Raw genomic sequence first — 22,305 nt, 5'->3', positions numbered from 1 at the left:
TCTTTCAATTCGAGCGTCTCGTCCTTCACTTTGACCGACAGACGCTTCATCTCGCTCACGGATTTGTTTACCGTGTCGATATGGCGCTTGATGTCGTCGACGAGCTGCTGAATCACGTTGATCCGAATTTGAAACCGCTCGGTCAATCGTTTGACGCGGCGTACATCACCCGCCATCTTCTTCTTGTAAAGTAAAAAGCCGTATAAGCCGAGCCCTAGAAGTGCGAGCACGATAATGGCAAGGTTGATCCAAATCATTTATCTTCCTCCTTCAAACGATATAGTTTATCGGCAATCGCCGCTGTCCCGATCGAGGCGTCCATCGTGAGATGCGCCTGCGCGTACAAAGGGCGCCGTCTTTCATAAAGCGCCCTCACACTGTCTTTTCCCCGTTTGACGAGTGGACGGTTCGAATGACGAATCCTCTCCCAACACGTCTCAAACGACAAGTCGAGTGCGACGACGGTGCCGTTACGTAGCATCCAGTCTAGATTTTCCGCTCGTTCGACGACCCCTCCTCCCGTCACGATAAAATCCGCGTTCGCCGTTCGAAGTAATTCGGTCTCGCGGTGACGGAAGGCCGCTTCCCCGTGACAGGCGAAGTAAGTGCCGATGTCGGTCCCGAAGCGCCGCTCGAACACCTCGTCCAAATCAATGACGTGATTTGTTGTTTCTAAATATCGTTTTAAGCTTGATTTACCTGTACCCATAAAACCGATGATGTAAAACGGTCTACTCATCGAAATATATCACCTCTTTATGTCGTTCTCCCGTCTCGAGCCGAATCTCGACCTCTGTCGTCCCCGCACCGAGCGGGCGGCAAGTGACGTTCCCGGTCGGTCTCGTCAAGGTGAGCGGGACCGTTCGGCAATGCTTTTTCGCCACGAGCAGATGGGCCTCGAAGCTGATCGCGAGGATGTCGAACGACAGGCGCTCCGTCGTTCGTTCGATATCAGTATACCAAAACAAAGCCGCACCGAGTATCCACGTCACGACGATCAAGGAAGAGATGAGGAAGAAGCCGCCCTCATACACATGACGTACTTTTCCCGCTCCCCGGTCGCATCGGCCCATCGGACCCGATAGCCGCTCCCTACCGTTTCGACGCGGTAGCGATCGATTCCTCTTATAAATAGTAGATTCCCTCCTTCCTCACCGACCATGACCAAGTTGCCGTTAATCTGTTTCAACGTCCAAGCCCACGTCGTCTCGTCCGGCCGCACATACACCCCGGCGAGCCGCCCGTCTTTGACGGCACAGTCTCGGCTGTCGATGACCTTACGGACGAACAGTTGTGGCGTCATCGTCACGTTTCCCCGCGGCTGTTCATAGAGCGCCCCACCGAACGCCAGCATGTGGACGAGCAAGGCGACGAACAATGGGACGAGGAGCATGGTGAACGTCAGCTCTAGCAACGTGAACCCGGCTTCACAATGTCGGGAGGCAATGGTCGCCTTCACAGATGGCCGATCGTCCGTTTGGTCCGCCCGCATCCTTCACCACCTCCCCTTGCAGTCGCTCGTATACACGAACCGTCGCTTCAAGTCGTTCGACGCGTTCGTTGCCTGCCTCGACGAACGGGACAAGCACCCCAACCCAACCGAGTAGGAGGGTCAGACTGAGACAAACTTCCCAAAACGTGACGCCTTGCTCACCATCCCTCACTTCGGATCACCTCCGGTTCGTACGTGCCCATGCGGAACTTCAAGGTGATCGCCAACTTCCCGGAAGAAAATTTCCACTGTCCGGCGTATGACGCTGCCGTCTTCGAAAACACGATGTCACTCGTCGTCGGAAGGCTGATTTCGACGCCTTCCGGAACGGTTACCGTTTTGATCGAGGTCAACCCGCACGTGATGTGATAACGACGCTCTTTGATGTACCAACGCAAGCGGGGCACACATTTCTCATCAGAGGCGACGTACGGATACTGTCCGACCTCGGCGATGTCGGCGAGCAACGCCTCGGTGAAGTCGACCAAGGCGAGTCGCTCGACCGATCGGACACTAGGCATCGCTATGAGCAATAGCATCGATAAGATGACGAGGACGGCGGCCATCTCGACGAACGTATAACCGTCTTTCATTGTTTCGTCAACGTACCGGTCGCGGGAGCATACGTATAGTTCGTCGATTGACAGCTGTATGTGAGCGCGTCGCCGGAGCCGTTTCGCTTAATGACGGCAAGTGATTCCGGATACGCCTTGTGCTCGGCGTAGTACAAATTGATCTCGGACTCGACGATGCGGACGCTGCCTTCACAACTTACACTGTCGGCCCGACTTTTCCCATCCGACATCGACGGCACGAGCAGTAGCAACAGTACGGAAATGATGAGCAACACCGCTGCCATCTCGACGAGTGTGAATCCGTGTTCTTCCTTCATTCGGTTCATGTGAATTCCTCCTTATAATTGGTTCATGATCAGTTGGACCGGTAAATAGATCGTATAAAACATCATCGTCACCATGACCGTCAGCAGACCATATAGCGCCGGTTCCGCTTTCATGATGAGTTGCTTCCAGTACAGCTCCATCTCCTCAAACACGAGGTCACGATGCAGCGACATGATCATCCCGAGCTCACCGCTCACCGTGCCGACACCGAACAGGCTGACGACTTCATGATCAAGGAACGGTTCCGCCCGCGCCGCCTCCTCGAGCTCCAGACCGGCCGACATGCGTTCGTGTACTCGCTTCGCCATCGAGGCGACTTCCCCGTCGCCGTTCGCCAGTCGTTCCACGATCGTCCTGATCGAGGCTTGCCCTTCCCGTAGCAATGACAGTTCACTGACGAACAAGTAGGTCACGTATAGACGTTGCCCTCGTTCGATGACCGGGATGCGGATCAAGCCGCGCTTTCCGCACAAGTAAAGTCCCCCTGCCGTCATGACGACGGCGAGAAACAACCCCGGAAAGAAACCTTTCGACAATAAAACAGCGTTCATCCCGTTCATCTGCTCGAGCTCGACCATGGCGAGAAGCTTCGGAAAGATATAGAGCGCGTATATCGTGCCCAAGCCGAACAGCATCGTCAAAATGACGAGCGGATAACGAGCGAGCTGCCTTAACTCTTGCTCGAGCGAACGTCGCATCGTCGACAAGGCGAGCACTTGTTCAAGTCCTTCGATGAAATGATGTCCCCGCTCCGCCGTCACGAGCAGCTCCTGCATTCGCTCATCCTTGACGAGCCCGGCAAACACTTCCGAGAGCGGGGCCCCACCTTCAAGCTTCAGTCGCATCGCTTGTACCGTTCGTCTGTCCCTTCCCCGCTCATGTAATTCAAGCGTTTCAAACGTCTTTTTCAATCCGACACCCCGCGCTTGGAGCCGTAGGAATCGCCGGATCGTGTTCAGTTCATTGCTTGCCCGGGCATCGACCATGAACAACTCACTCCTTCTTCCCGACTGAGAACACACCAGTGACGCGCGACGTCCATCGGCCCGACGAGCTGTTCGATACGGCGCTCCCCGTCCTCGATCGTCGACGTGTGAAACGTCACCATCGTCAAATGACCGCTCAATGCCGCATCATGGGCCACACGCAACTCTTCGCTCGTCCTCACTTCTCCGATGACAATGACATCGGGATCGGCCCGGAGCGTCTCCTTCAGCAGGTGACGATGATCGAGCCCAGCTTTCATGTTCACTTCTAGTTGGATCACTCCGGCCACTTGCTGCTCAGGCGGATTTTCAATCGTGACGATGCGACGGTTGTTCATCTGTCCGAGTAGCGCATAGAGCACTGTCGTCTTCCCGGCACCGGTCGCGCCGCCGATGATGAACAAGCCACGTCGCAATTCGGTCATCGACTCGAACTTTCTGGCGTCTACTTCCGTCACCAAATCCCGCAATTGATACGACGCGTTCGGCAAGCGCCACGACATGAGGACATGTTCAAAGGACGGGAGGAACGTGACGCGCACGACCGCCGTCCCCGCATCATACATGCCTGATTGCGGGACGCGATGGTCCGTCTCCGAGAGCGAGCACCAATACTTCATATGTAACGTCAACCGCTCATAATCGAACCGCGTCATCGTCTCGATCACTTGTAAACGGCTCCCGTAGCGGACGTGGACCGCCACTTCTTCACCGACAGGCATGAAATGCACATCGCTTGCCCGTAATGCCCTCGCCGCTTCGACGAGCCGTGCCGTCATCACTTTCATCATCCCCACCTCACCGAAAGCATAAAAAAAAAGCCCACCTTTTGAAAAGTGGACTTGTTTTATGAAACGTTTGTTGTAGTTAGGTCATGGCGGCGGGCATACGTCTCGATCGATACTTTGTCGTAACCGACAATCACTTCTTTCCCGTCCGTTAAAATCGGTCGTTTCAACAATTTAGGGTTTTCGCTCATAAGCTGAAGCAATTCGCTCAATTTCAAGTCATCGACGTCGATGTCTAACTGTTTGAACGCCTGACTCCGTGTGGCGAGAAGCGATTCGACCCCGTTGTCGCAGAGAGTCAACAATGTCAACAGTTCATCGACGGAAGGAGCGTCACGGAAAATATGACGTTCGCTCACGTTGAGCTGCTGATCTTGTAAAAACGCTTTCGTCTTCCGACATGAAGTACAGCTTGGATACGTATAAAACATCAATTCATTCGCCATCGTTAAAGCCTCCTTATAAGATATGTTCCCGGTCGTACAGTGTGTGTAAGTTGATTATACAATGGTTGGACAAATATGTACAGTGTTTGTATAACTTTTTATAAATTTTTGTACAACTCTGTAACTCGCATAAATTTCACATTTTTTTCACGATTATTTTGCTCAATTCACACGTTTTCATAGCATTTTTTTTAATGTGTTGGTAAAATAGTGAATGAGAATGGAATAATGTACGTATGGGGGGATTATCATGGCGAGAATGTACCGTGTCCTTGGATTTTGGACTGGATTGATCGCGGCGCTTGCTTTCGTGGGCGCACTCGGTGGAGATCAAAGCAGCAGCGAACATACTGGTGACTTCGTCGTAATGGGTCTTGTCTTTTTAGCTCAAACTATTTTCTTCGTCGCACTAGGCTACTTGAAACTGACTGAAAAAACGTATGTGTACGTGTTCGGGGCTTACTTGACTGTATTCTTCATCGTCTTCACGTATTGGAGTAACTTCCAGATGTAAAAAAGATTGTCTCTTGACGAGACAATCTTTTTTTGTTCACCGACTAAAGAACGGGTTAGATTGGATTTCAGCAGCGAGTGTCGTCTTTGGGCCGTGTCCGGAGTAAAGAACGGTGTCGGATGGCAACAGTTGACGGATACGATCGATTGAGCCAAGAAGCGTCGCTTGATCCCCTCCGTACAAGTCCGTCCGACCGACCGACTGTTTGAAAATGAGATCGCCACAAAACGCGACACCAGCATCCGCCAAATGAAGCGTGACGCTTCCTGGCGAGTGGCCCGGTGTATGATGAAGAGCGAACTCAAAAGTGCCGATCTGCAACGTTTTCCCTTGGTAGACCCTCTCGGCCGGACGCATCGATGCATACGGCAAATGGAACTTCGCAGCCCCGTTCTTTTCATCGTCCATGAGCCACGTCCGTTCGGCCTCATGGATATAGACTGGGACGTCATAGCGGTCGCGAAGCGCATCAATTCCACCGATGTGATCGAAGTGTGCGTGCGTCAATAAGATCGCCTGCAGTCCGCCGAAGCGTTCCACCGCTTCAAAAAATCGTGGGTCGTCGGTTCCAGGGTCGATGATGACGACCGTCCCGTCTTGTTCCACGACATAACCGTTTTCTTGCGCCAAGCCTGATGTGATTTTTACTACGTTCATCTGAACACCTCCTCCCCCATTCTAATCGATATTGTGGCAAAATTGTAGCGACGCCTTTCTTTGCTCGACAGCGCCACCTATTTCGGATAAAATAATAATGATATTTCAGTGAAATTTTTATGAATTTCATGACGTATAATAAAGGGGGAACTCGTCATGCATTTGTACGAACCGTTTGGATGGATCTCACTTATCGTCGCACTTGTGGCGATTTGGGGAATGGCCCGTTCATTCAAGAAACGTCAATTCTTTCCACTCGCCTTCGCAGCGCTTACTGTACTCGTCTTTGGATTTTTCGGCGTCGCGACATTGATTTACGGTGGAATCCCGAGCTAACACACGCATTGAAAAGGACGGCCGAGGCCGTCTTTTTTTTGTACCAAAAAAGGCGTCGCTCGTTCAAGCGACGCCTTTTTTAAACTCAGTTGTTCGACTGTTCTTTGAAACGCAACAGGTCGGAATAAATCAAATCATCGTTCATCTGCAGAATCGATTCTGCTTCTTCATTGATCGGTCCACAGAGGGAGGCGTCTTCAACCGCTTCACCCGTCTCCGCATCATAGCAAATCGATTGGGTCCAAACGTATTCGTCGGTGATGACCGTGCCGTCACGGAAGATGGCCCGGCTGTTCCGTTCTTCCGAGAAGAGGTCGTTGCCGAATCCAACGAGATCGGACGTATCAATCCCGAGCAAGTGCAAGAGCGTCGGTTTCATATCGACATGGCTGCCGACCGTTTCATGAACCTGTCCGTTTTCTTGGCCAGGCAAGTGAATCGCAAACGGGACTTGTTGAAGCTTCGCCACGTCGTACGGTGTCAACTCTTCTTTCCCAAGAAGATCGGCCATCGCAGCGTTATGGTTCGTCGAGATGCCGTAATGGTCACCGTAGACGACGAAAATCGTGTCATCCCACATGCCGTTCGCCTTCAACTCATCGATGAACAGTCCGAGCGCATAGTCTTGATAAGCGAGCGCTTGTGGGAAGTTGTTGAGCGTCGTCGAGTTCGTTTCGAATTTCGGTACGAGCTCATACTCTTCACTCGGCATCGTGTACGGGAAGTGGTTCGTGAGCGTGATGAATTTCGCGTAGAACGGTTGCGGAAGTTCTTCGAGCATCGGAATCGATTGTTCAAAGAAACTGTCGTCAAGCAGTCCCCACTCTGTCATATCTTCTGGGTTGCCAAGGTCGTAGCTCTTCTCGTCGAAGAACTCATCCACCCCGACATTTTTGTACATATGGTCGCGATTCCAGAACGATTTATTGTTCGCATGGAACACGGCCGAATAGTAATTGTCTTGTTTGATCAATTCAGGAAGCGCCTGATATTCGTTGTCGGCGTTCGTGAAGTAGACAGCACCTCGCGGAAGTCCGTAAAGCGAGTTATCGAGCGCGAACTCGGCATCCGACGTCTTCCCTTGGCCGACTGTATGATAATAGTTCGGCCAGAAGTGTGACTCTTCGATCAACTTGTTCAAGTTCGGTGTGATGTACTCACCGTTAGCGGCTTTCATATGGTTTGTGAAGTTTTGTGCCGACTCGAACGAGACGACGATCACGTTTTTCCCCTTATACTTCCCAAACAGCTCCGGATTCGGGGCCGCATAGTTTTGACGGGTGAACTGCTCAATCTCGGCAAGTTCGGAACCGTCCGCCATCGCTTTTTGGGCTGACGTCTTCGTCTGGAGCATCGCGTCATACACGTGGAAGTTGAACGTCCCGATGTTTTTGACGAGAAGCTCACGGTCGAACGAGCGCGTGAGTAATTCTGGGCGTTCTGTTTCAGCGAGCGACAAGTTGAAGAGGAACACGGCCACGGCCGTCACGAACGTGACGAGCGCACGGCGGTGGGACGCCGCGTTTTGACGTGTGTTCACTTTCCATAAGACAAACGGCAAGACGATCACATCTCCGAGGATGATCAAGTCTTTCCATTCCAAGAGCGATGTGAACGATGTCGACAGCGTCTCCATGTTCGACGGCTGCAAGATGACCGGCATCGTCAAGTAGTCGGTGAATTCACGGTAGTAGACGGCGTCGGCGAACAAGATGAACGAGGCGAACGCATAGAGCGTATAGAGCACCCATTTCTGCTTGCTGCCTTTAAAGAAGAAACTAAACGCGAATAAGAAAAGTGTCGAACTGATCGGGCTGATTAACAATATAAATGCTTGCGCGGTGTTTTCAATCGGGATATTAAAGAAAAATTGATATACGATGTACGTCTTCGTCCAAAGCAATAAAGTAAATATCCAGAATAAACGATATTCTTGAAACGAAGCGCGGACCGTTTCATTCAGCCTCATTGTTAGCTTCGAGAAGCGTTGCGATGACTTCATCTGACGGTCTCCTCCTCTTTTCAGTTTTTAAGGCGATGTCAACCGACATGCTCTCACTCCGTCCGCGATGAGTATGTTCTATGTTTCACGAACGGTATTAGTCCAGTATCAAGTTCAAATCTTACCCCTTTTTTAACAAAAAATCAACTCTGGGGTTACAAAATTTACATTAAACAATACCCTTTCCATACAAAAAACACGCCTATGCTCGAAGCATAGGCGTGCAGGTCGTGCAATTGATCAAACACGTGTCGGCAAGAAGTGTTTGCGGGCGAGCCACGCGCACCCAATGACACCCGCATCGTTCTCGAGTTCAGCAATCTTGAACGTTGTCGAAGCGTAGACGCGCTCGAGGGCGAATCGTTTGAACTGTTCATCGAGCGGTTCAAGGAGCGCCTCACGCGCCTTCGACACCCCGCCGCCGATGACGATTATTTTCGGGTTCAACGTGTTGGCGATGTTGGAAATCGTGACTCCCAAGTACTCTGTCATCTCTCGGACGACCTCGGTCGCCACTTCATCGTTCGCTTTAAACGCTTCGAAGACGTCGCGAGCCGTCACTTCTTTTAACTCGTTAAGCGACGTCGTGCGGTTTTTCCGCTTTTGAAGCGCCAAACGAGCGATTCCCGTCGCCGATGCGATCGTCTCGATGCACCCGGTACGGCCACAACCGCATTTTACCGCTTTCGTCTCGTCTCGCTCGACCGTGATATGACCGATTTCTCCGGCCATCCCAGCGGCACCGTGAACGATGTTACCGTTCGTGATGACGCCGCCGCCGACACCGGTGCCGAGCGTGATGGCGAGCAACTCCGAGGCGCCTTCGCCGGCGCCTTTCCACATCTCGCCGAGCGCGGCCGCGTTCGCGTCATTCTCTAGCACGGCCGGTAATCCGACCGCTTTCTCGAACTCACTGACGAGCGCAAAGTTTTTCCATCCGATGTTCGGCGAGTACTCGACGACGCCTTCCGAGAAATTGATGAATCCCGGAGCACCGATTCCAGCGCCGGCGAAATCTTCTTTCGCCTTGCCCGATTTCGCGAGATAGGCATTGAAGGAAGCTGCGATATCCGTCGGAATATGTACCCCGTTGTCACGAATGTCCGTCTTGACCTCCCATTTGTCAGAAATGATACCGTTCATATCGAGGACGGCCATTTTCACCGTCGTTCCTCCGATGTCGATCCCTAATAACCACTTCATCTAGTCCACTCCTCATCTCAATTAAATCGCTTTCATCCAATAGTTTACACTATTCAACCCCTTGTGCAAACAGTTGCACAAGGGGTTTTTCTGTCAATCTATTGAATTTTTTAATTCGTGTGTCAAGATGATCTTCGCCGTGTCATATTCACGTTGTTCGATCATCCCGCCAGCGTGCAGTTCATCGAGCTCCATCATCATCAGACCGATTTCGGCGTCCCGCTCCCCGATATAGATGATGGTCCCGAACGATTTCAAAAACTGTTGAACATCATAAAAGTTTTTCACGTCCGTCCCTCCATATCCGTCAAAACGTAGCGGTAAAGAAGCGCACGCGTCGCCTCGAGCGACGAAACGTGCGTCCGCTCGTAGCTGTGACTCGACTCGATGCCTGGACCAACGAGCGCATGTCGGACATCGTAGCCTGCCCGGATCGCCGCCGAGGCGTCAGAGCCATAGTAAGGATAAAGATCGACTTTAAATGCGATATCATGTTTCCGGCATAGCGCCGTAAATTGACGGCGCAGTTCCAAATCATACGGACCTGACGAGTCTTTCGCACAAATCGACACCGTGTACTCGTCCGAATGTTGGCCGTCTCCGAGCGCGCCCATATCGACGGCAACGTATTCGACGACATCATCCGGAATGCCGGCGTTGCCGCCGAAACCGACCTCTTCATAGTTCGAAATCAAATAATGGACGGGGTGCGGTAATTCTTTTGACACTAACTCCCGGGCCAAGTCCAATAAAATGGCGACCGAAGCCTTGTCATCAAGGTGCCGTGACTTAATATAACCGGTGTCCGTCTGTTTGAAGCGCGGGTCGAACGAGACGAAGTCTCCCACTTCGATCCCGATGCCTCTCACGTCTTCTGCACTATGGACCTTGGCATCGAGACGTACTTCAATCGTCGACGCCGACCGTTCGGCGCTGTTCGTGTCTTTATAGACGTGAACGCTCGATTGGTGCAACAAGATCGTCCCATCGATCGGCTCACCGGTCTCCCGATGAACGAGACAGTTCTCTCCTTCGATCGCCGTCCAAGCGTATCCTCCGACTTGGGAAAGACGGAGCCGTCCGCTCGGCAAGATGTCTTTCACCATCGCCCCAAGCGTGTCGACGTGCGCCGTCAACAAACGAGCAGGTCCGACGCGTCCCGGGAACGTCGCAAGGAGCGCTCCTTTATGCAACCGTTTCGTCTCGACGCCGAGTGTCGATAGCTGTTCCTCGACAAAACCGATCGCTTCGTCCGTCATCCCTGAAGGACTCGGTATGGCGACTAATTGTTTCAACGTATCAATCATGTAATTACCCCTTTGTCATCGATAGTAGCCGTATGCGTAAAAGGCTAGTGCAAGCAAGATGGCGGCAAACGTAAAGCCCACCCGGCGCACTTGTTTGTGTTCATCCGGTAACCCGACCGCACCGGCCATCAAAAACCCACCGACCAGACCTCCGGCATGAGCAGAATGGTCCAAGCTCGCACCAAGGACGAAGGCGAGTCCTACGTTTAATCCTAACATAATAAACAGCGGCGGGCCGAGCGTCTTCATGAAAAGAGACCGGTCCCGCAGTCCGAAATAAAGCAACGCTCCGACGAGGCCGAATAACGCTCCTGACGCGCCAGCCGAGATGGCGTCACTGAGCGCGTACGAGGCTGTCGAGGCGATCAACCCAGCGAGCAGGTAAATCATCACGAAGCGCGGCGAGCCGTACATTCGTTCCACGAGCGGGCCAAGTGACCAGAGCGCGAACATATTGATGGAAAAGTGAAACCAGCCGATATGGAGAAACATCGGGGTGATAAGCCGCCACCACTCACCTTCATCGATGAGTGGGTTGACTTTCGCCCCGAACCGGATGAGCGTCTCCGGATCGAGCGTGGAACCGATCGATTCAGCGAGCCACATGACAAGGAACGTCGCGAACATGAAAAAATAGACGGCTTGCGGTTTTCCAAAAGCGAAACGTCGCTTCAACTCGGCTTTTCGCTCTTTGTCGAGCGCCAAGGCGAGAGGACGATAACGTTCGGACCCGTCTTCCGTGGCGAAGTGCCGTTCGAGCGTCACTTTTGCCGAGATGGAGAACGTCAGCGTCTGCAACCGTTCCTCATCGACGAGCGGCTCACCATAAACGTGGACGCGAAGCTTTTCTCTCCCAAGACGCGCGAGACGAAACGAATTCATGACCGCTTCGATGTCCATGGCGACATGGTTGGCCCACGCTTTATCTGTTCTTATGTACAAGTGATAGACATCGCCAGCTTTCGTGTCGAACAACAACAGTGCACGTGACGGCTCGAGGATCCCTTCGACTCGTCCCCCTGCCTCGATCGCATGATAAATATCTTCCCAAAACGAGTTCGCCATTTGAATCCCCTCCCTTCATCTATAATTGTAATCCAATTCCTCCCGTACGACAAAGAAGGACGTGCGCAACATATGCCACGACAAAAAACCGCGGTCAGCCAAACGCCTCCCGCGGTACGTGCTATTTATAAAACTGGCTCCATCGTTTTCATCAAGACGTCTGCCGAATGATGCATCTTCTGCTTCTCTTCTTCAGACAACTCGATCTCGACGACTTGACGAACCCCTTGACGGTTGATGATGGCCGGAACCCCGATGTGGATGTCGTTCAAGCCGTACTCGCCGTCCAAGTGAGCGCCGACTGTCAAGAGCGTGTTCTCGTTACGGAGTACCGCCTTCACGAGACGGAGAAGTCCGAGACCGATCGCATAGTACGTCGCTCCTTTGCGCTCGATAATATGGTACGCCGCGTCGCGGACGTTGACGTAAATGTCTTCGAGGTCTTCCCACGAATAGTCGTCGTTCTCTTCAAGCAACTGTTCGACCGACTTCCCGTAAATCCGGGCGTTGCTCCAAGCTGCGAATTCTGTATCTCCGTGCTCCCCCATGATATAGGCGTGGCAGTTGCGTGGATCGACATTGAAATAGTCACCGAGCATGTAACGAAGACGTGACGTATCGAGCACCGTCCCTGAACCGAAGACACGGTGTTTCGGAAGACCTGAGTATTTCCATGCCAAGTGGGTCATGATGTCGACCGGGTTTGATGCGATGATGATGATCCCATCAAATCCTGATCCCATAATGTCCGCGATCATCGATTTCATGATCTTCGCGTTCTTCTCGACCAGGTCAAGACGTGTCTCGCCCGGCTTTTGCGGAGCCCCAGCTGTGATGACGACGATGTCAGCAGCGCCACAGTCCGTGTAGTCCCCAGCCCACACACGCATCGGTGATGAGGCGAACGATACACCGTGATTCAAGTCCATCGCTTCCCCTTCAGCCTTCGCTTTATTGATATCGATGATGACGAGTTCCTCACAGAGGCTAGCTGTCGTTAATTGATATGCGAAGCTGGCACCGACTGCACCGGCACCTACGAGCGCGACGCGAGTTACTTTTGCATGATTTAATGTTTCCATGTTGATTCTCCACCCTTCGAACAATCTGTTTCATGTTTTAGTTTTATCTGTTACATAAAGATTGTAACATCATTCACAAACACTCACTACAATAGAAACCGTTTTCACTTTGGCGATATTGTGACAAAATTCACATTCGTTTGAAACATCCTCATTCACTGTACTACCCTCAAGCGAAGACAAAAAAACAAATCGCCGCCGCCGAAGCGATTGCCAGAAAGTTGACGGCATCGTTCCCTAGGAAGCGCCAACCCGATACGTACGCCGTCGACTCATTATGATGCAGACGTTTTTCTGTCAGCTTGCCACATACACGGCATCGATACTTGCGTTGAACGGTCGCACCAAGTAGCGTATCGACGACACTGCCGCTCAAACCGAACGCGATCAACACGAACGTCATCGTTGCTCCGAGGCCTAAGAACGGGTACGTCGCAAAGACGATCATCGCGGCCCCGACAATCGACATGACCGTTCCAAAGAGCGACACGCCGCCGCTCGTCCCCGGTTCGACTGGGCGCAACGTCATAATGGACCTTGGTTTTTGCTTGGCGAGCACACCGAACTCCGAGCCCCAAGTGTCGCTCGTCGCCGCGGCAATCGAGACGATATACGCATAGAGCCACGCCTCGTTCGACGTGACGACCATACCGATCGCCGTCAGCATCCCGATACCGCCGTTGGCGAGCACTTGCACAAAATCGCGTGGTCCCGACTTTTCAACGATATCATCGACCGGCGCCTTGTCACGGGCACGGTATTTAGAGGCGAGTGAGGACGTGGAGAAAAACACACCAAGCAAGTACAAGCCGAACCATCCGAACCCATAACCGATGACGGTACCGGTCACGACCGTCAACACAGCCCCGGAGAGCGTGAGCGACCGCAAGCGGTAGCCGGCGTAGGCGACGATACATGTTACGAGGAAGATTGCATACATCGGATCAATTCCCTTTCCGTCACGATCAATTCGACTGGAATATCATGCGATTCGATCGGTATTTCCGGCAGCACTTGCACATCATAGGCGATCGATAGCGTCCGACCCGGGTACGTCGTCAAAAAGCGGTCATAGTAACCGCCTCCCCAGCCGATGCGGTACCCGCAACGGTCGAACACGCGTCCCGGTACGACACAAAGGTCGACTGAAGCGTCGACACGAGGGGTCGTCGGTTCAAGAATCCCCATCACCCCCGGCTCTACGTCATCGAATGACTTTAGGGGGTGGAACGTGAGTCCCGCTTTCGTTACTTTCGGCACGAGCAACGTTTTTCCTGCCTGCCAGGCGAGATGGATGAGCGGACGTGTATCGACTTCAAGCCCGAATGATAATGTTAGCGCGACCGATTCGGCGTCGCGCCATTCCGGGAGGGCGGCGACAGTATGTATGATGGCCGCGTCGGCAACAGCCCGGTTCTCGAGCAGCCTGATCTGTTCATGGACAGCGTGTCGCAGCGTCTGTTTGTCTAGCATGTCGATGGCTCCTTTCGAAAAAAAAGGCCGCCACAGAAGTGACGGCCGGTCTCATTATTTCACTTCGCGGTAAAGCGTGTGACGGCGGAGACGTGGGTTGTATTTGCGCAACTCGAGGCGCTCTGGGTTGTTACGTTTGTTTTTCTTCGTGATGTACGTGCGATCGCCTGTTTCTGTGCAAGCTAGTGTGATTTTAACGCGCATTTCTTTCACTCCCATCTTACTGATGTTGTATCAAGTGCTTTTGCTTTACAGTCTAAGCATACTCAATTATCCTACCAATTTTTTTTTGAAAAAGCAAGGTGTTTTCACGTTCTTTTTCAAACGTTTTGCCCGTACGGCGAGGCGTCGGGCGCCAAGCATGGTTTTACGTTATCTTTGACCGCATAACGAGAGGCGAGCTCATCGATGGAGACGTCCGTACCGACAAAGACGGCGGCGGCATCAGTGAGCACACTGTTCTCAATTCGATGAATCGCGTCGAACAAGCCGCCATGACCATGCGGGTTGCGCGTCGTTTCAAAGGACAACATAGTTGAGTATAACGGAACGGCAAGTGACTTCGCAAGTGAACGTGCCGCCGGGATCGTCATCCAATCGAAATGATGGACCGCTTTGAAACGGACGACGCTCACGAGCTCATGCACGAGTTTCACGTAGGCGATGTTTTGGGCGGCGACTTGGTTCATGACGTGCTCCAGGAACGGGCTCGTCAAGCGGACCCGATAAATGTGGACGCTGCCGTGACGCTCATATTCCGGCAACCCTTCTTTATGAGGCGTCAAAACGTAAACCGTCTCCCCTTCCGCCGCGCGTGCTTCGACTTCTCCCACGACGCGATGGCCCAGTTCACCGATGATATTCCCCGTGAACTCTGGCGCCAACACGAGAATCGCCGCTTGTTCCGGTTCGCGTTCGGTCGTCACGTAGTAGTCGTGCGGTGACAAGAACGTATCGATCTCCACATCTTCGTCTTGCAGGAACGGGTACGCGCGATAATGCTCATCCAACAACTGATCGGACAGTTTGTCCTCGTAGAGCGCCGTCTCCAGCTCGGCGAACAGACGAGCATGCTCACGGAAGCGTTCGGCCGCGTATTGCGCCGTCGTCTGTCCGTCTAAGATGAACGCCCAGTCGCTCGATACCGCGAGTACATAATGGCGAATCAATTGTTTGAGCGCCCGGTCGACGAGCGGAGACGTCCCACGATAGTCGGCAACATCTTTGACGAGTTGCGTCTCCATCATGTGCAAGTGACGGAGCATCCATTCGTTCCGTTCGTTGATCCACACGTCGCCGTAGCCTTTCCGTCCCCACGTGTTCATCGAGACGTGGACCGTCTGCAAATCTTGGAAATGACGTTCAAGGAACAAGGCCGGTGTGATCGTCTCGATCCCGAATTCCTCGAGACGTTCTGCCACTTGTCCTAAAAATTCTGGTCCCTCAAACCACCAATGACCGAACAGCTCAGCGTCAAACGGTGCCGTGACGAGGAATGGCGGGAATGTTTGCCCGGCGTGTGCCTCGAGATGGGCTTCGAGCGTCTGGGCGAAATCCGTCGCATGGTTGTGAATCTGATGCTCGGCCCAGTCCCGGATATAATAATCTTTTTCATCCGTATCCCCGGTGATGCGGTGCATCTTCAAACCGGTGTCGAACCGGATGCCTTCCGGGTGCATGAACGATTGGATATACTCCCAATCACGGTCATAGGCGAGGTCACGATAAAACTCGCGATAATCCGGGTGACCCGGATAACCGATCATCGAGCTCCAAATCTTTCCGGAGATGATTTGGTCACGCGGGAACAGCGCGACGCCGTTCGGTGAGTAGACCGGCGCGCCGATCCCTTTGTCCGGTGTCGGATCGGCTTCAAGCAGCGCATGCTCATCAACGAACGTATAACGAACCCCTTCTTCATAGAGGATACGGTCCACGCCAGGCGTATAGGCGCACTCCGGCAGCCAAATCCCTGTCGGACGGAACCCGTAATGGCGTTCGAAGCAGTTTAGTCCGGACCGAATCTCGGCGCGGGCGGCTTGATCTGTGAACAGATGCGGATTGAATCCGTGCGTCGCCGTACATGTCACCATGTCGATATAACCGTGTTCGCGGTATGTACGGAACGCCTGATTTAAATTTTTATTCCAGTGCAAGAACGTGTTCTTTAAATCTTGATAACGTCGTTCATAAAAATGGAGCGTACTGACTTCCGCCTCACTTCGGCCTTCGGACAGCTCGAGGGCGATCAATTCGAGCATTTCATCCAAATGGGCGACGTATCGGTCTTGCACGAGCGGGTCGGCGAGCATCTCGATGACTGGCGGCGAAATACTGACGGTCCAGTGCAACGGCCGTTTCAGACGGTCGATTTGCCATAATATCGGGATGTATGTCTCGGAGATGGCCTCATATACCCATCTCTCTTCTAAACGGTGTTCTTCTTCATGCCGGACGTACGGTAAGTGGGCATGAAGGACGAGTGAAAAATAACCTGGTTTCATCTTAAAAGTCCTCCTCAGCGCACGAATCGGTATGCAGCGTATTTAGGTAACGTGTCGAGTAGTTCAGGTGACTCGACTTCACCGTATTGCCAACGACGGACCGGCTCGGCGAATCGTCCGACCCCGGCCGGTTCGGCACGCGGCGTGTCGAGTGGAGCTGACGCCACGAGCGGCAAAAATTCGCCTTCCATCGTCCGAATCCCGAATTCGAACACGTATGTCGTGTTCGGGTCGAGCGGACGGACGAACCAGCTGTTCGTCATCTCAGGCAATTCGAACGTGTACGACCGATTGGCATGACCGCTCGTATAGTCAAGGAGTGTGACGTCGAGAATGCGGAACGCCTTCGGTAAATCTTCCCACGGACGCATGAATTGCATGGCGAGCGTCTCTTTCACATCGTTAGACACTTCCCAAAACACGTAGACCGCGTTAGGCGATTGAACGACCGCATGCATCAAATCGGCGTCGTAACGGTCTGGGAGCTTCCAGAAGCCGTCTGGCGCATGATCGAGGAGCGGGGATTGGTTACTTGCATCAGGTTGAAGCGTCGAGGCGACCTGCTTCACAGACGTAGCGGGTGTAGCCTTCGTTTTTGGTTTCATTGATTTCTTCCCTTCGGTCTTTCGTTTCGGGGTAGCGGCAGCTGTCGTGGCCTCTCCATGTTGAGCCCGCCATTTACGCCAGGCGTATTGGACTTTTCCGATTGGCATATCTAATTGTTCTGCAATCTGTTTTAACGTAAGTCCTTGTTGTTTCAAGGATACGATTTTCTCTTCCATATATATGTGGCTCCCTTCCTAAAAAAAATCCATGTAGTCTACTATTCGCCTTCTCCCCGTGAATTCCTGCACAAAAAAAGTAAAGGACAACATGTCTGTTGTCCTTTACCACTTTTGTCACTGATTTAAATCATAATGTTTCCCTTTTTCAAGGAAAATCAAATGTTCGCCGAAATTGGTGACGTGATCACCCATCCGTTCGAGATAGCGTGCGATGTTTGAAAACTCATACACGTCGTTCGTACCGATCGTCATCGTCGGCAAATAACCGATATACTGCTTGATCACTTGCAAGTTCAAATCATCGATGACTTTGTCCATCTCGTTCAACTCACGGACGCGGCTCACTTCACCTTTGCGGTACGCGCGCGTCGCCAATTCAAGCATGTCGATCAACTGTTCCGCCATCTGTTTGAGCGGCTTAATATCGAGCACGTACGGGACGTGTTCGATGCGCGTGACCGCTTTGGCGATATTCGTCGCGTAATCGGCGATCCGCTCCAAGTCCGTCGCCGATTTCATCGTCACGATCAAACGGCGCAAATCGGTCGCGACCGGTTGTTGTTTCGCAATCAACAAGATTGCTTCGTCGTTAATGGTGAGCTCAAGGTCATCGAGTTCATTGTCATTGTCTATCACGGTCTGCGCGAGCGTGAGGTCGTGTTTTTCGAGCACTTCGATGGCCGTGGCCGTTTGACGCATCGTCAAATTCGCCAAATGGACGACTTTGTCTTCTAATTCAATCAACTTCGTATCAAAAAATGTGCGATTTTGTGCCATGTCTGTCTCCCCTTCTTAACCGAACCGGCCAGAAATATAGTCTTCAGTCCGTTTGTCAGTTGGATTCGAGAAGATTTTGTCCGTCGCATCGAACTCAACGACTTCGCCGTTCAAGAAGAATGCCGTTTTGTCCGATACACGAGCTGCTTGTTGCATGTTGTGTGTGACGATGATGATTGAATACTTTTCTTTTAACTCTTGGACGAGCTCCTCGACTTTGAGCGTCGAGATCGGGTCGAGCGCCGATGTCGGTTCGTCCATGAGGATGACGTCAGGTTCGATGGCTAGCGTGCGGGCGATACAGAGACGCTGTTGCTGACCACCCGAGAGACCATAGGCGTTCTCGTTCAATCGATCTTTCACTTCATCCCAAATCGCAGCACCGCGGAGCGACCGTTCGACGATCTCATCGAGCACTTTCTTGTTTTTGATGCCGTGCGTGCGGGGACCGTACGCCACGTTGTCATATACCGATTTCGGGAACGGGTTCGGTTGTTGGAACACCATTCCGACCGACGTCCGAAGATCTTCGACGCGATAATCGCGGTCAAAGATGTTGCGTCCGTGATATAAAATCTCGCCATTCGTACGAACCGACGGGATTAGTTCGACCATGCGATTCAACGTCTTGATGAACGTCGACTTCCCACAACCCGACGGACCGATGATCGCCGTCACTTCATTCTTTTTAATGTCCAAGTTGACATCAATGAGTGCCTGGTCGTCGCCATACCATAAGTTCAAATTGTTCACGACGTAGGCGCTATCTTTTTGCATCACGGTCTCAGTCGGTTGGATCGTCGTTGTGTTCACGTTGTGATCTCCTTTAAGCTCTTTTTGTTTCATCATCTCGAGAGTCCTCCTCGTTACTGCTTCGACTTAATGTCGGTTCGTGTACTTGTTCCGAATATAGATTGCGGCTGAGTTCATCGTGATGAGTACAGTCATCAAGACGATGATACCTGCGGCGGCCAAGTTTTGGAATTCAGCTTGCGGACGGCTCGTCCAGTTATAGATTTGAATCGGAAGTGCCGTAAAATCAGAGAAAATATTATTCGGCGTCGTCGATATGAACGTAGCGGCACCGATCATGATGAGCGGCGCTGTTTCACCGATAGCGCGAGACACTGCCAAAATGATGCCCGTGATGATGCCCGGGAGCGCCGACGGCAATACGACGTTGAACGTCGTCTGCCACTTCGAGGCACCGAGGGCGAGCGAGGCGTGACGCAGTTCCATTTTGACGGAACGAAGCGCTTCTTGCGAGGCGACGATGACGATCGGTAGACTCATCAAGCCAAGTGTTAACGCACCGGTCAACACCGAGTTACCGAACCCTGCTGTCCGGACGAAGAACGTCAATCCAAGCAAACCGAAAACGATTGACGGAACACCGGCTAAGTTCGAGATATTCACCTCGATGAACGATGTGATCCGATTTTTCGGGGCGTATTCTTCTAAATAAATCGCGGCACCGACACCGACGATGAATACCATCGGCACGATGAGCATCATGAGCCATAGCGTTCCAATCAAGGCTGGATAAAGACCAGCCTGGGCCGCACGGCGTGACGGGAAGTTACGGAGGAAGTCAAGGTTGACCCAACCGCCACCTTTTGTGACGACGTCATAAATGAGTGTCGATAAGACGAGCAAGGCAAACACGAGTCCTGCCAAAAAGATATATTTGAAAACTTCATTCAATCGTAATCGACTTTTAATTCGACGGGAGACCGTCTCATGATCGATATAGTTCTTCGTATTCTTGAACTCACTGTTCGGCAAAGCCATATTAGTACTCCTCTCTGAAGCGGCGCGTCATCCAGTTCGCGAACAAGTTCATCACGAGCGTAAAGATGAAAAGAAGCGCACCGACCGCATAGATGCTGTAATATTCAATCGTGCCATACCCGGCGTCGCCTTTGGCGATTTGAACGATATAAGCCGTCATCGTCTGAATCGCGTTGAGCGGATTGAACTCGAAGTTCGGTTGAGATCCACCCGCGATCGTCACGATCATCGTTTCCCCAATCGCTCGGCTCATTGCGAGGACGATTGAGGCGATGATTCCAGACAAAGCAGCCGGCATGACGATTTTGATTGCTACTTCTAACCGTGTCGCACCGAGACCGAGCGCTCCGTCACGAATTTTTTTCGGAACGGCGCTCATCGCATCTTCAGAGATGGAGGCAATCATCGGAATGATCATGATTCCGACAACGATCCCTGGGCTGAGCGCGTTATAAATCTTCAGTCCGGGGATGAGCGATTGCAAGATCGGCGTCACGAACGACAAGGCGAAAAATCCGAAGACGATTGTCGGAACACCCGCGAGCACTTCAAGAATCGGCTTTAAGATCGTCCGCGCCCGTTCAGACGCATACTCACTCAAATAAATGGCAGACGCGAGACCAAGTGGCACCGCCACCACCATCGCGATGACTGCAATTTTAAGCGTACCGGCGACAAGTGCCCATACACCAAATCGCGGATCGGCACTAAGCGGATACCATTCGGTTGACCCTAAAAATTCGCGTACCGGGACACGTTCGAAAAACTTGAACAGTTCAAATCCAAGCGTCAAGGCGATGCCGATTGTCGTGACGACCGACACGAATGCGCTCAAGAATAATAAGAACGGCATAACTTTATCAAATACGTTCGTCGTACTGTATTTCTTTTGTTTATTTGATTCAATCATCTCTCGAATCGAAAAACCTTTGTTTGGTTGATTCATCTCGTGTATCGCTCCCTACCTCTTCATACTAGAAAGCACGGCGAGAAGGCGAGATCGACTCTCGCCTTCTACCGACTGCCTACTTATTCTCCGGCGAGTTCGTCGATGATTTCTGCGTTCTCATCGTAGCGTGCCTGTTCCATTCCTACATAACCTACTTCTTCCGATAACTCAGCTGCATTCTCGTTCAAGAAACGAGCGAAAGCTGCGACTTGTGGCTTGTCTTTCAATGATGCGTTGTTCACGTACGTGTAAATTTCACGTGAGAGCGGGTAAGAAAGATCATTGATCGTCTCTTGGTTCGGTTCCACGCCTTCGACTGCCACCGCACGGAGTGTATCTTGGTTCTCCACATAGTACGCGTATCCGAAGAATCCGATTGCACCTTTCGTACCGGCTACGCCAGTGACGAGGACGTTGTCATCTTCCGACAACTGCGCGTCTTGGCGGATGTCAGTGTCATCGAGCACCGCTTCGTTAAAGAAGTCAAACGTTCCTGAGTCTTTACCTGGTGCGAAGAATGTGATTTCTTCATCCGGCCAGTCCGAGCGGACGTCTTTCCAAGTCTTCACGTTCGTGTCAGTCCACATTTTGTTTAATTCATCGATCGTGATGTCTTGTGCCCAATCGTTCTCAGGGTTGACGACGAGCGAGAGACCGTCTAATGCGACCGAAAGTTGTGTATACTCGACGCCGTTCGCTTCAGCTTCTGCGGCTTCTTCTTCTTTAATTTCACGCGATGCGTTCGAGAAGTCTGTCTCACCTGTGACGAAGCGTTTGAAACCGCCACCCGTCCCAGAAACACCGACCGTCACTTCGACGTCTGGTTGCTCTGCTGAGAATTCTTCAGCGACCGCTTCCATGATTGGGAATACGGTTGACGATCCGTCCATGACGACTTTTCCTGAAAGTGCGTCACCTTCGGCTGCGCCATTTCCTTCTTCATTGTTGTTCCCACATGCTGCACCGACGAGTGCCACCGAAGTGATTGAAGCGATTAGTGCCGATTTTTTCATCCAAGACATTTCTGACGTCCTCCTTGAGTTTCCTTTGAGTTTGGTTGTAGCTCTGTTGTTCTGTCCTACAATTAACATCCTAATAAACTACTATTAACGAGAAATGAACGGAACGTAAAAGAATTGTAAAGACAAAAAAAGAAGCCACCGAAGTGAACTGCCCCATAAAAGTTGGACATAAAAATCCAACTTTTATGGGGTGTTTTTATGGTCAAATTTACGAAGGCTTTTAA

The 22,305-nt window shown here is 52.0% G+C and carries 29 protein-coding genes; 2 read left to right on the top strand and 27 right to left on the bottom strand.

The window, feature by feature from the left end:
- The 10 genes from L971_RS08835 to L971_RS08795 form a co-directional block, all read right to left on the bottom strand.
- The coding region (locus L971_RS08835) for a hypothetical protein (protein WP_047375432.1) at nt 1–257 on the bottom strand (257 nt) is incomplete at its 3' end.
- Nucleotides 254–739: a shikimate kinase gene (locus L971_RS08830; protein ID WP_024371502.1), complete on the bottom strand. Its 486-nt coding sequence runs from the start codon at nt 737–739 to the stop codon at nt 254–256. The genes L971_RS08830 and L971_RS08835, both read right to left, overlap by 4 nt.
- Nucleotides 732–1,034, bottom strand: coding sequence for a hypothetical protein (locus L971_RS08825; RefSeq protein WP_156111513.1), 303 nt, complete (start codon nt 1,032–1,034; stop codon nt 732–734). The genes L971_RS08830 and L971_RS08825 overlap by 8 nt, the downstream gene beginning before the upstream one ends.
- Entirely contained in the window at nt 998–1,492 is a 495-nt protein-coding gene (locus tag L971_RS08820; protein ID WP_047375427.1) for a hypothetical protein, read from the bottom strand. The genes L971_RS08825 and L971_RS08820 overlap by 37 nt, the downstream gene beginning before the upstream one ends.
- Entirely contained in the window at nt 1,428–1,664 is a 237-nt protein-coding gene (locus L971_RS14965) for a hypothetical protein (protein ID WP_081977073.1), read from the bottom strand. The genes L971_RS08820 and L971_RS14965 overlap by 65 nt, the downstream gene beginning before the upstream one ends.
- On the bottom strand, nt 1,651–2,085 hold the full coding sequence (locus tag L971_RS08815; protein ID WP_024371498.1) for a prepilin-type N-terminal cleavage/methylation domain-containing protein: 435 nt from the start codon (nt 2,083–2,085) through the stop codon (nt 1,651–1,653). The genes L971_RS14965 and L971_RS08815 overlap by 14 nt, the downstream gene beginning before the upstream one ends.
- Nucleotides 2,082–2,393, bottom strand: coding sequence for a prepilin-type N-terminal cleavage/methylation domain-containing protein (locus tag L971_RS08810; RefSeq protein ID WP_024371497.1), 312 nt, complete (start codon nt 2,391–2,393; stop codon nt 2,082–2,084). Before L971_RS08810 ends, L971_RS08815 begins: the two co-directional genes overlap by 4 nt.
- A 12-nt stretch (nt 2,394–2,405) precedes the next feature.
- Nucleotides 2,406–3,380 (bottom strand): type II secretion system F family protein, encoded by a 975-nt coding sequence (locus L971_RS08805; protein WP_047375425.1) that lies wholly within the window; start codon nt 3,378–3,380, stop codon nt 2,406–2,408.
- Nucleotides 3,350–4,171, bottom strand: a complete 822-nt coding sequence (locus tag L971_RS08800; RefSeq protein WP_231557584.1) for an ATPase, T2SS/T4P/T4SS family — start codon at nt 4,169–4,171, stop codon at nt 3,350–3,352. The genes L971_RS08805 and L971_RS08800 overlap by 31 nt, the downstream gene beginning before the upstream one ends.
- A 56-nt stretch (nt 4,172–4,227) precedes the next feature.
- Nucleotides 4,228–4,614, bottom strand: a complete 387-nt coding sequence (locus L971_RS08795) for a Spx/MgsR family RNA polymerase-binding regulatory protein (RefSeq protein WP_034800124.1) — start codon at nt 4,612–4,614, stop codon at nt 4,228–4,230.
- 250 nt (nt 4,615–4,864) lie between these two features.
- Here L971_RS08795 and L971_RS08790 point away from each other — a divergent pair, with 250 nt between their 5' ends.
- On the top strand, nt 4,865–5,128 hold the full coding sequence (locus L971_RS08790) for a DUF2626 domain-containing protein (protein ID WP_024371493.1): 264 nt from the start codon (nt 4,865–4,867) through the stop codon (nt 5,126–5,128).
- A 36-nt stretch (nt 5,129–5,164) separates the two neighbouring features.
- Here L971_RS08790 and L971_RS08785 read toward each other — a convergent pair whose 3' ends face one another.
- Nucleotides 5,165–5,785: an MBL fold metallo-hydrolase gene (locus L971_RS08785; RefSeq protein WP_024371492.1), complete on the bottom strand. Its 621-nt coding sequence runs from the start codon at nt 5,783–5,785 to the stop codon at nt 5,165–5,167.
- A 156-nt stretch (nt 5,786–5,941) separates the two neighbouring features.
- On the opposite strand from L971_RS08785, the gene L971_RS08780 reads away from it, so the two are divergent.
- Complete coding sequence (locus L971_RS08780) at nt 5,942–6,121, top strand: DUF2759 domain-containing protein (protein WP_024371491.1); 180 nt, start codon at nt 5,942–5,944, stop codon at nt 6,119–6,121.
- 85 nt (nt 6,122–6,206) lie between these two features.
- Here the strand turns inward: L971_RS08780 and L971_RS08775 are convergent, their stop codons facing one another.
- The 16 genes from L971_RS08775 to L971_RS08700 all read right to left on the bottom strand — a co-directional run bounded on the left by L971_RS08775 (nt 6,207) and on the right by L971_RS08700 (nt 22,081).
- Entirely contained in the window at nt 6,207–8,123 is a 1,917-nt protein-coding gene (locus L971_RS08775; RefSeq protein ID WP_029334776.1) for an LTA synthase family protein, read from the bottom strand.
- A 240-nt stretch (nt 8,124–8,363) separates the two neighbouring features.
- A complete protein-coding gene (locus L971_RS08770) occupies nt 8,364–9,326 on the bottom strand; it encodes an ROK family glucokinase (protein WP_024371489.1) in 963 nt (320 codons plus the stop codon).
- Between the two features lie 93 nt (nt 9,327–9,419).
- Nucleotides 9,420–9,614: a YqgQ family protein gene (locus L971_RS08765; RefSeq protein ID WP_024371488.1), complete on the bottom strand. Its 195-nt coding sequence runs from the start codon at nt 9,612–9,614 to the stop codon at nt 9,420–9,422.
- Complete coding sequence (locus L971_RS08760; RefSeq protein ID WP_047375419.1) at nt 9,611–10,633, bottom strand: M42 family metallopeptidase; 1,023 nt, start codon at nt 10,631–10,633, stop codon at nt 9,611–9,613. Before L971_RS08760 ends, L971_RS08765 begins: the two co-directional genes overlap by 4 nt.
- A 15-nt stretch (nt 10,634–10,648) precedes the next feature.
- Nucleotides 10,649–11,698, bottom strand: coding sequence for a rhomboid family intramembrane serine protease (locus L971_RS08755; protein WP_024371486.1), 1,050 nt, complete (start codon nt 11,696–11,698; stop codon nt 10,649–10,651).
- Nucleotides 11,699–11,823: 125 nt separating this feature from the next.
- The gene (locus tag L971_RS08750) at nt 11,824–12,780 is read right to left on the bottom strand and encodes an L-lactate dehydrogenase (RefSeq protein WP_029334773.1); all 957 of its coding nucleotides are present in this window, start codon (nt 12,778–12,780) and stop codon (nt 11,824–11,826) included.
- A gap of 169 nt (nt 12,781–12,949) precedes the next feature.
- Nucleotides 12,950–13,720 carry a DUF92 domain-containing protein gene (locus tag L971_RS08745; RefSeq protein ID WP_047375417.1) on the bottom strand — a complete coding sequence of 257 codons (771 nt, stop codon included), beginning with the start codon at nt 13,718–13,720 and terminating at the stop codon, nt 12,950–12,952.
- Nucleotides 13,699–14,253, bottom strand: a complete 555-nt coding sequence (locus L971_RS08740; protein ID WP_047375415.1) for a 5-formyltetrahydrofolate cyclo-ligase — start codon at nt 14,251–14,253, stop codon at nt 13,699–13,701. Before L971_RS08740 ends, L971_RS08745 begins: the two co-directional genes overlap by 22 nt.
- 54 nt (nt 14,254–14,307) lie before the next feature.
- On the bottom strand, nt 14,308–14,472 hold the full coding sequence (gene rpmG, locus L971_RS08735) for a 50S ribosomal protein L33 (RefSeq protein WP_255313299.1): 165 nt from the start codon (nt 14,470–14,472) through the stop codon (nt 14,308–14,310).
- Between the two features lie 101 nt (nt 14,473–14,573).
- Nucleotides 14,574–16,757 carry a 1,4-alpha-glucan branching protein domain-containing protein gene (locus L971_RS08730; protein ID WP_024371482.1) on the bottom strand — a complete coding sequence of 728 codons (2,184 nt, stop codon included), beginning with the start codon at nt 16,755–16,757 and terminating at the stop codon, nt 14,574–14,576.
- Nucleotides 16,758–16,771: 14 nt separating this feature from the next.
- Nucleotides 16,772–17,539: a DUF4912 domain-containing protein gene (locus tag L971_RS08725; RefSeq protein ID WP_024371481.1), complete on the bottom strand. Its 768-nt coding sequence runs from the start codon at nt 17,537–17,539 to the stop codon at nt 16,772–16,774.
- A 117-nt stretch (nt 17,540–17,656) separates the two neighbouring features.
- On the bottom strand, nt 17,657–18,319 hold the full coding sequence (gene phoU / locus L971_RS08720) for a phosphate signaling complex protein PhoU (RefSeq protein WP_024371480.1): 663 nt from the start codon (nt 18,317–18,319) through the stop codon (nt 17,657–17,659).
- Nucleotides 18,320–18,334: 15 nt separating this feature from the next.
- Complete coding sequence (pstB, locus tag L971_RS08715; protein ID WP_051690389.1) at nt 18,335–19,096, bottom strand: phosphate ABC transporter ATP-binding protein PstB; 762 nt, start codon at nt 19,094–19,096, stop codon at nt 18,335–18,337.
- A gap of 102 nt (nt 19,097–19,198) precedes the next feature.
- Complete coding sequence (pstA, locus tag L971_RS08710; RefSeq protein ID WP_024371478.1) at nt 19,199–20,110, bottom strand: phosphate ABC transporter permease PstA; 912 nt, start codon at nt 20,108–20,110, stop codon at nt 19,199–19,201.
- A gap of 1 nt (nt 20,111) precedes the next feature.
- Nucleotides 20,112–21,056 (bottom strand): phosphate ABC transporter permease subunit PstC, encoded by a 945-nt coding sequence (pstC, locus tag L971_RS08705; RefSeq protein WP_024371477.1) that lies wholly within the window; start codon nt 21,054–21,056, stop codon nt 20,112–20,114.
- An 83-nt stretch (nt 21,057–21,139) separates the two neighbouring features.
- Entirely contained in the window at nt 21,140–22,081 is a 942-nt protein-coding gene (locus tag L971_RS08700) for a PstS family phosphate ABC transporter substrate-binding protein (protein ID WP_024371476.1), read from the bottom strand.
- Nucleotides 22,082–22,305 lie beyond the last annotated feature (224 nt).

The organism is Exiguobacterium sp. ZOR0005 (assembly GCF_000798975.1).
Lineage (GTDB): Bacteria > Bacillota > Bacilli > Exiguobacteriales > Exiguobacteriaceae > Exiguobacterium > Exiguobacterium aurantiacum.
The sequence above is the reverse complement of the archived record's forward strand: the minus strand, read 5'-3'. Positions and strand labels throughout refer to the sequence as shown.